This window comes from Burkholderia sp. 3C, assembly GCF_054589155.1.
In genome coordinates, this window is the sequence record NZ_BAAILN010000092.1 from 441,093 (window position 1) to 449,983 (window position 8,891).

The window sequence follows — 8,891 nt, forward strand, 5'->3', positions numbered from 1 at the left end:
CGCCTGCAAGGCCTGCGTACCGCTCGCGCCGGACGCGAGCGCCAGCATCAGCAGCACCCGCGCCTTGAACGGATTCAACGAGCCGGCGCTGACGAAGCCCAGTGCATCGTCGCTGGCCGCGCCGTTGCGCATCACGTGGCCCGAGCCGACGCGCGAGGCGCGCACCACGGCCACGCCCTTCGCCACCGCATCGGCCAGCGCGGCCTGCAACGTGGCGTGGATCGAGCCGTTGCCGGTGCCCGCCACGACGATGCCCTTCACCCCGGCCGCCACCAGCGCATCGACGGCCGTGCGCGACACGCCCGCATAGCTCGTCACGATCTCGACGGCCGGCCAGTCGGCGCCCACCGCGAACGGCGTCGCGGCGGTATGCGCGCGCACCACGCCGCGCGCGAATTCGACGCGGCCGTCCTGCACCCAGCCGAGCACGCCCAGCTCCGGAGACTGGAACGCATCGACGGCGTAGGTGCTGGTCTTCACCACGTCGCGCGCGCTGTGGATCTTGTTGTTGAACGCAACCAGCACGCCCTGGCCGTGCGCGGCCGGGCTGGCCGCGACGGTCACGGCATTGAGCAGGTTCAGCGGGCCGTCGGACGACAGCGAGGTGGCCGGGCGCATCGCCGCGGTCAGCACCACCGGCTTGGCGGTCTTGACGGCCAGATGCAGCAGCGTGGCGGTTTCCTCCAGCGTGTCGGTGCCGTGGGTGATCACGATGCCGTCGATGCGCGGATCGGCAGCCAGCGCGTCGACACGCTGCGCCAGCACGATCCACAGCGCCGGATCGAGATCCTTGCTGTCGATGCTGGCGATCTGCTCGCCCTCGATCTGCGCGACGCGCGCCAGCGCCGGCACGGCGTCGAGCAGCGAGGCGATGCCGAGCGCGCCGGCCTGGTAGCCGGCCGTGTTGGTGGCGTCGGGCGCGGCGCCCGCGATCGTGCCGCCGGTGGCGAGAACCGCGATGCGCGGCAGCAAGGCCGGCGCGGCGGAGGAAATCGGTTGGGAGGTCGGAAGTGTCATGGCCGGGATTGTAATCGCTGCGATTGCCGACGTGCGAGGTGGCCTGCCGGTTCGGGAGGCCTGGCCGCGAGACGCCCGCCCCGTTGGTGGAAACACCGTCAACGCGGCGGCCCCGCCACGCGTTAGTCCCTTTGTTGTTCCCGAAATGGTTTGCCATAATGGCCCGGCGATTCGCGCCACGCGCATCGTCCCAGGTGTCACGACTACGCCAATTATTGAACCGGAGTGTCCAATGAAAATCCGATCGCTCATGGCCGCGCTGCTCGTCGGCGGCATGCTGGCTTCCCCCGCGTTCGCCGCGAACAGCCAGCAAGACAAGATGAAGGCCTGCAACACGCAAGCCGCCGGCAAGAAGGGCGACGAACGCAAGGCGTTCATGAAGGATTGCCTGTCGGCCACCCCGCCGAAGATGTCGCAACAGGACAAGATGAAGGCCTGCAACACGCAAGCTACCGGCAAGAAGGGTGACGACCGCAAGGCATTCATGAAGAGCTGCCTGTCGAACCAGCCGCCGGCCTGACGCGCGCTGTTCCCGCTGCGTCACGCTCCGATGCCGCGCCCTGCTCACGCAGGCGCGGCATTTTTCATGGTGCGCGGCGTCCGCCTTCCGATTGGCTTTCAACTGTTGAGAAATTCAAAATTTCACCAGCCGAATCAATACGTTAACGATCTGAAACGATTTGACACTGTTTTTACCGAGATGCGGCGATAAGCCGCGGATGGCTGTGATATAAACGTGGCGCTTGACCCCGTTTCGGCGGGACGACCCGCGAAACCACACCTGATGGAGAAAACAACATGCAAAAACGCAATCTCGTGTTGAAAGCCGCCGCCGCGCTCATCGTCGGAAGTCTCGCACTGACCGGCTGCACCACCACCCCGGACAAGCCCGATAACGCCTCGACCAGCGCCTCGAAGCGCAACGCGATCGACGCCAGCGTGAACGCGACGCTGTCGCGCCTCTACACCACCGTGCCCGGCTCGCGCGAACTGGCCGCCAAGTCGCGCGGCATCCTGGTGTTCCCGAGCGTGTTGCAGGCGGGCTTCATCGTCGGCGCGCAAACCGGCAATGGCGCGCTGCGCGTCGGCGGCAGCACGGCCGGCTACTACAACACGTCGTCGCTGTCGGTCGGCCTGCAGGCCGGTGCGCAATCGAAGGCCGTGGTGTTCCTGTTCATGACGCAGGATGCGCTCGACAAATTCCGCGGCACCGACGGCTGGTCGGCCGGCGCCGACGCCTCGGTCGCGCTCGTCAAGATGGGCGCGAACGGCGCGGTCGACACCAACACGGCCACCGCGCCGGTGGAAGTGATCGTGCTGACCAACGCGGGCCTGATGGGCGACGTGTCGATCAATGGCACCAAGGTGTCGCGCATCAACCCGTAAGCCGGTGAGCATGACGCGCCTGCGCGGCCGGCAAGGGCTGCGCGGGTGCCGATACGCAATCCAGCGAGCATGAAAAAACGCCCCGAGAAACTCGGGGCGTTCTTGTTTGCGGGTGCCAGTGCCTTCGGCCAGCCGCATCGTCATGATGCCGAATCGATCACCTTGAAGCGCGAGCGCTTCTGCGCGCGGATCAGCGCCTGATAGACATCCACGTACTGCTGCGCCATCCGGCGCGACGTGAAGCGCTCCTCGAAGCGCTGCCGCACGCGCGTGCGCGACAGCCGCGACAGCCGGTTCACGGCCGCCACCGCACCGATTTCGTCCTCGACGATATAGCCGGTCAGCCCTTCGTCGATCACCTCCGGCACCGCGCCGCGATTGAACGCGATCACCGGCGTGCCGCACGCCATCGCCTCGATCATCACCAGGCCGAACGGCTCCGGCCAGTCGATCGGGAACAGCAGCGCATGCGCGCCGGACAGGAATTCGGCCTTCTGGTTGTCGGCGATCTCGCCGATGTATTCGACGTGCGGCAGCGCGAACAGCGGCTTGATCTTGCGTTCGAAATACTCTTCGTCGGCCGCATCCACCTTGGCCGCGATGCGGATCGGCAGGCCGCAGCGCTCGGCAATGCGAATCGCGCGATCGACGCGCTTCTCGGGCGAAATGCGGCCGAGGAACGCCAGATAGCGCGGCTCGACCGGCTGCGGCGTGTAGAGCGTGTCGGGCAGCCCGTGCAGCACCGTGCCGAGCCAGTTCGCGCGCGGCAGCGGCTGGCGCTGCGAGTTCGAGATCGATACCACCGGCGCGGTATCGAACAGGTCGAAGATCGGCTGCTGTTCGAGCAGGTCGAGACGGCCGTGCAAGGTGGTCAGGAACGGCGTGGGCTGCCGCTTGAACACCGAGAACGAGTAGTAATCCATATGGAAATGCAGCACGTCGAACTCGGCGGCGCGGCGTGCCACGCGCTCCATCAGCAGCATGTGCGGGGCGACGCGGTCGCGGATCGACACGTCGAGCCGCATGGCGCGCGGCCATACGGCGTCGAGCTTCGCGCTGGTCTGCGAATCCCCGCTCGCGAACAGCGTGACGTCGTGTCCGAGTTCAACCAGCGCCTCGGTGATGTAGGACACGACGCGTTCCGTGCCGCCGTAGAGCTTCGGCGGCACCGATTCGGTCAAAGGCGCGATCTGAGCAATCTTCATCGTTATGTTCTCCAGGAACGCCCGCCGGCTGCGGCGCGACAAAGCCACCGCCTGCCGCGCGCCGGTACTGCGCCATTATTGGCCGATCGGCGGCCGCCTGGGCACCCGGATTGCATTTTCTGGACGTTGTTACAGCACGGATACATTCGATGCCGGTCTGATTTACCGCATCGCGGCAGCCGGTGTTCGACCCGATTTCAAGCCGCCCGGTAAGCCGACCCCGCACTCAGCGCGACGGCCATTTCCAGGCCGGGCGCTCGGGGCCGTCTTCATCGAGGCGCGTTTCGCCGAGCCGCTTGTCGAGCACCAGCGACAGGCTGCCGGCCTCGCGCTCCAGCGTCGCGATCAGCCGCGACGCATGCGACACGACGATCACCTGCGAGCGCGCCGACGCCAGCGCGATCAACCGGCCGAGCGCCGGCAGCAGGTCCGGATGCAGGCTGGTTTCCGGTTCGTTCAGCACCAAGAGGGCCGGCGGGCGCGGCGTCAGCAGCGCGGCCGCGAGCAGCAGGTAGCGCAGCGTGCCGTCCGACAGCTCGGCCGCGCCGAGCGGGCGCAGCAGGCCGGGCTGGCGCATCGTCACCTCGAAGCGCCCGCGCCCGCCGACGTTGTCGACGGCCACCCGTGCACCGGGGAACGCATCGTCGATGCTGGCCGCCAACGCCTCGCGGTCGCCGATCTCGATGATCGTCTGCAGGGCCGCGGCCAGATCGGCGCCGTCGTCGGCCAGCACCGGCGTGTGCGTGCCGATCTGGGTCTGGCGGGCCGGCGCGCCGGCATCGGTGCGGAAATGGTCGTAAAAGCGCCATGAGCGGATTCGCTCGCGCACCGCGATCATCTCGGGTGCGCCGGCCGGATCGACGAACTCGGTCAGCATGCTGTCGAACGAGGCGACCGGCTGCGGCACGCTGCGCCATTCGCCGCCGGCCGTGCGGGTGCGCAGGTGCGCGCCCTGCCGATCGACCAGCAGCGTCGACGGCCGCAGCAGCGCGCCGGCCCAGACGCATTCGCGCTTGATCACCGGATCGAGGCCGAACTGGGTCTCGGAGACGATCGGCAGGCCGACGTCGATCGCGTAACCGAAATCCTCGCAGGTGAAGCCCAGCTTCAGCGATACCGGGCCGGAGCGGGTCACGCCCTGCACCGGCGCCTCGCCCGCCTGCATCGCACGCGAGAAGCGCTCGGGGCCGGCCCACAACGTGGATGCCAACCCGCCCTCGCGCGCCAGCGACGGAATCGCGCGGCCCTGCGCCGTATCGGCCAGCAGCCGCAGCGCGCGATAGACGCTCGATTTGCCGCTGCCGTTCGGCCCCGTCACCACGTTGAGCCCGGCCAGCGGCACGATGAAATCTCGCAGCGAGCGGTAGTTCTCGACGGCCAGGGCCGTCAGCGGCGGCAGCGATGGGCGGCAGGCGCCATGGCTCATGACGGATCGGCCCGGTTCAGCGCAGCGGCGCTTCGGCCGCGGCCGGATCGGCCGGCGTGTTGGCCGAGGTGCTGGAGGCCGGCGCGTGCGACAGCCACGACGGCAGGTCCGGCGTGCTCGCCTCGCCCGGCGTGGCCAGCTCCATGCGCCCGCGCGGCAGGCTGTCCGGGTAATGCGTCTGCAGGAACGCGATCAAGCCTTCGCGCACGCGGCAGCGCAAGTCCCACGACAGCGACGAATCGACCGAGCTGACCAGCGCGCGCAACTGGATCGAGCGCTCGGTCGCGTCGGTCACCTGCAACACCTGCACGCGGCCATCCCACTCGGGCGCCGAGGTCACGATCCGCGACAGTTCCGCACGCAGCGGTTCGAGCGGCGTGCGGTAATCGACGAACAGAAACACCGTGCCGATGATCTCGGCGCTGTTGCGGGTCCAGTTCTGGAACGGATTCTCGATGAACCATTGCAGCGGCACCACCAGCCGGCGCTGATCCCAGAGCCGCACCGAGACATAAGTGCCGGTGATTTCCTCGATCCGGCCCCATTCGCCCTGGATCACCACCACGTCGTCGAGCCGGATCGGCTGCGAGAGGCCGATCTGCAAGCCCGCGATCAGGTTGCCGAGCACCGGCCGCGCGGCGATACCGGCCACCAGCCCGGCCACGCCGGCCGAGGCCAGCAGGCTGGCGCCGATTTGCCGCACGTTCGGAAACGTCATCAGCGCGGCGCCCGCACCGACGATCACCACCACCACCATCGCCGAGCGTGCCAGCACCCGCGCCTGGGTGTGGATGCGGCGCGCGGCAAGATTATCGGCCCGGTCGACCGGATTGGCCTGCACGATCGCCTCGCCCACCGCCGCCGCGAGCCGCATCAGCAGCCAGGTCAGCGCGATGATCAGCCCGACGGCCGACAGCGTGCGCAGGCCGCCCGCATGCGACAGTTCGTCGGCGACCTGCAGGGACAGGAATTCGAGCACGAGGAACGACAGCACGGCGAGCGCGGGCCGGTCGATGTAGCGCACGATGACGCTCATGAACGGATACGGGCGCGCGAGCGGAATCAGGATTCGCGCGCCGAGCCGGTGGACACCGGCCGCGAGGGCCAGCAGGAGCACGGCAACGAACAGCGTGCCAAGCCAGGTGTGGAGCGGCGCATCGGCGATGGCCGCGAGTTGATCGATAGGGATCGTCATCGCGCGGGGTGTCGTCGTTGGGGCGGGCGGGGTGCCCGCTACAGGTGGTTCGGGGCGCGGCCGCGCGAAAACCGCCACGGTGCGCCAGGAAGGCCGGCCAAAGCCGGCAACGCTGTGTCACGCGCGAGCGGCCCGCTGCGCCGGAGCAAACCGGCCGCCGACGCGGACGCGCCCGTGATTCAGATCAGTTGCCGTTGCGGCACGGAAACGCCTTGCCGAGGCCGAGCGACACGGCCGTGCTCGCGTTGTAGTCGACGATCTTGGGGTTCTCGGCGACGTACTTGCGGATCGCGTCGGTCATCTGCTGCGCCTTGATGTCGGGCGGCAGGCAGAAATACTGGCCGACGCGTGGCCCGGTGGTGCCGCCGATGGCGTCGATCGTGTTGTAGACGCCATCCGCGGCGCCCTCGATATACGCACCGCACGATGCGCGCGACTTCACGTCGGTCTTCGCACAGAGCTTGTCGAGATCACCGGCCGTGAAGGCGTGCGCGGAAAGCGGCGCGACGAACACGGCGGCAAAAAACAGCGCCCGCAACATTGGATATTCCTTATGTCAGGTCGGCGGCGTCAGGCCGGTACGACGAAAGCGGCGCGGCAAGCGCCGCGCCCAAAACCGCTATTTTGCACTGTTTTGGCCACCAGCCCCATTCCCGTTCGCGGGCTGGGCGTCGCCGAGGCGCGTGGTGCGCTTCGAGAGGATCTGGACCGCGTCGGGCGCCTTGTAGTGCTGGGCGAATTCCAGCGCGGTGACGCCGAGCTGGTTCTTGATGGCCGGATCGGCGCCCTGGTCGAGCAGCAGCGTGACGGTCGTGTCGTGGTTGCCGCGCGCGGCCATCATCAGCGGCGTGGTGCCGTTCGGCGAGCCGGCGTCGATATAGGCCGACTTGTCGATCAGGTAGCGCACCACCTCGTCCTGGCCGTTGGTGGCCGCGTAATGCAGCGGCGACCAGCCCTTCTTGCTGACTTCGGCGCCCTTGTCGATCAGCAGCTTGACGAGTGGCAAATCGCCGTTGAGCGACGCCATCATCAGCGCGTTCTCGCCGGCCGGATCGGTTTTCTCGAGATCGACATTCGGCGCGGACGCCAGCGCGTCGGCCACCTTGTCGGACTTTTCGCGCGCGGCGATCACCAGCAGCGGGTTGCCCTTGTCGTCGGTCAGGTTCGGGTCGAGGCCCTGCTTCAGTTGCTTGGCGATGTCGCTGATATCGTCGAACTTGACGGCCTTGACGATCGCATCGCGCGATTCGGCGTGCGCGAGCGGCGCGGCGAAGCCGGCTGCCAGGCCGGCGGACAGGACGAGCGCGCGCAGCGCGACGCCCGGGCGAGACATGGACGGACCGTTCATCGGTTTCATATTGTTGGCTCCTACCCTGGGTTGATCCGGTGCGGCAGCGCCTCAGGCGGCGAGGCCGAACAGCCGGAAAAAGTTCTGCGAGGTCGCGGCGGCAAGCGCTTCGTCGGACATGCCGCGTTGCGCCGCGATAAAGCGTCCGACATAACTGACGTACGCAGGTTCATTCGGCTTGCCGCGATACGGCACCGGCGCGAGGTACGGCGAGTCGGTTTCGATCAGCAGGCGCTCGATCGGCACGCGCCGCGCCACGTCCTGCACGTCCTCGGCCTTCTTGAACGTGACGATGCCCGACAGCGAGATATGGAAGTTCTGCGCGAGCGCCGCCTCGGCCACCGGCCACGGCTCGGTGAAGCAGTGCATCACGCCGCCCGGCACCGAGGCGTTTTCCTCGGCCATGATCCGCAGCGTGTCCTCCGACGAGGCGCGCGTATGGATGATCAGCGGCTTGCGCGTGGCGTGCGCGGCGCGAATGTGAGTGCGAAAGCGCTCGCGCTGCCATTCCATGTCGGCGATGCCGCGCTCGCCGAGCCGGTAGTAGTCGAGGCCGGTTTCACCGATCGCCACCACCTTCGGGTGCGCGGCCAGCTCGATCAGTTCGGCCAGCGACGGCTCGCGCACGTCCTCGTGATCGGGATGCACGCCGACCGACGCGTAGATGTGCGCGTGCTGCTCGGCGATCGCGAGCACCTGCGGCAGCGTTTCCAGATCGACCGACACGCACAGCGCATGCGTGACCTGCTGCTCGCGCATGTTGGCGAGCACCTCGGGCAGCCGGTCGGCGAGGCCTTCGAAATTGATGTGGCAATGGGAATCGACGAACATCCTGCGCTTCCTGTCAGACGGTGAAAAAAGCCGGCGCGGCGTGGCCCGGGCTGGGCGGCCGGGGGCTCACGCGAACATCTCGCGATAGCCGAGGAACAGCTCCTCGAACACGAGCCGCGCATTGAGCGGGTGATTCTCGATCGCGCGCTGCCGCGTGACGGTCTTGGTGAAACGCGCGAACGCGTTCGCGTCGACGGCCGCCGCGCAGCGTTCGAGCGCGGCGCGCTGGGCCGGGAAATAACGCGGCTGGCCGGCCGCGCGCTGGGCCAGCAGATCGTAGTTCCAGCGCTGCAGCCAGCCAAGCACGACCGGCACCGGCAGCTTCTGGAGCGATTCGCCGCAGGCGAACGCGTCGCACTTCGGGCCGGCGGCCAATTGTGCCAGCGTCCAGTCGCGCAGCGGCCGGTGCTCGTCGCTGGCCAGCGCGAGCGCGGTCAGCGGCGCGCCGCCGGCCTCGGCCAGCAACGCGGCCGCATCGGGCAC

Annotated in this window: 9 protein-coding genes and 1 pseudogene; 2 read left to right on the top strand and 8 right to left on the bottom strand. The window is 68.2% G+C overall.

Features of this window, described 5'->3' with window-relative positions:
• Positions 1-1,017 (bottom strand): asparaginase (locus ACYP33_RS18300; protein WP_459623140.1); only part of this gene is annotated, 1,017 nt, incomplete at its 3' end.
• A 232-nt stretch (positions 1,018-1,249) separates the two neighbouring features.
• Between ACYP33_RS18300 and ACYP33_RS18305 the strand changes: the two genes are divergently transcribed.
• On the top strand, positions 1,250-1,537 hold the full coding sequence (locus ACYP33_RS18305) for a PsiF family protein (RefSeq protein ID WP_414451756.1): 288 nt from the start codon (positions 1,250-1,252) through the stop codon (positions 1,535-1,537).
• 278 nt (positions 1,538-1,815) lie between these two features.
• A complete protein-coding gene (locus ACYP33_RS18310) occupies positions 1,816-2,403 on the top strand; it encodes a BPSL1445 family SYLF domain-containing lipoprotein (RefSeq protein WP_414445485.1) in 588 nt (195 codons plus the stop codon).
• Between the two features lie 140 nt (positions 2,404-2,543).
• Here the strand turns inward: ACYP33_RS18310 and ACYP33_RS18315 are convergent, their stop codons facing one another.
• The 7 genes and pseudogenes from ACYP33_RS18315 to ACYP33_RS18345 form a co-directional block, all read right to left on the bottom strand.
• Positions 2,544-3,608 carry a glycosyltransferase family 4 protein gene (locus ACYP33_RS18315; RefSeq protein ID WP_414445486.1) on the bottom strand — a complete coding sequence of 355 codons (1,065 nt, stop codon included), beginning with the start codon at positions 3,606-3,608 and terminating at the stop codon, positions 2,544-2,546.
• 226 nt (positions 3,609-3,834) lie between these two features.
• Complete coding sequence (locus tag ACYP33_RS18320; RefSeq protein WP_459623142.1) at positions 3,835-5,034, bottom strand: AAA family ATPase; 1,200 nt, start codon at positions 5,032-5,034, stop codon at positions 3,835-3,837.
• 16 nt (positions 5,035-5,050) lie between these two features.
• Positions 5,051-6,229 (bottom strand): mechanosensitive ion channel family protein, encoded by a 1,179-nt coding sequence (locus ACYP33_RS18325; protein WP_459623143.1) that lies wholly within the window; start codon positions 6,227-6,229, stop codon positions 5,051-5,053.
• Positions 6,230-6,413: 184 nt separating this feature from the next.
• Positions 6,414-6,770 carry a Rap1a/Tai family immunity protein gene (locus ACYP33_RS18330; RefSeq protein ID WP_414445489.1) on the bottom strand — a complete coding sequence of 119 codons (357 nt, stop codon included), beginning with the start codon at positions 6,768-6,770 and terminating at the stop codon, positions 6,414-6,416.
• A gap of 78 nt (positions 6,771-6,848) precedes the next feature.
• Positions 6,849-7,586 carry an ankyrin repeat domain-containing protein gene (locus ACYP33_RS18335; protein WP_414445490.1) on the bottom strand — a complete coding sequence of 246 codons (738 nt, stop codon included), beginning with the start codon at positions 7,584-7,586 and terminating at the stop codon, positions 6,849-6,851.
• 42 nt (positions 7,587-7,628) lie between these two features.
• Positions 7,629-8,408 carry a TatD family hydrolase gene (locus ACYP33_RS18340; RefSeq protein WP_459623145.1) on the bottom strand — a complete coding sequence of 260 codons (780 nt, stop codon included), beginning with the start codon at positions 8,406-8,408 and terminating at the stop codon, positions 7,629-7,631.
• 66 nt (positions 8,409-8,474) lie between these two features.
• Positions 8,475-8,891 (bottom strand): annotated as a pseudogene (locus tag ACYP33_RS18345) (DNA polymerase III subunit delta'); the annotation flags it as partial.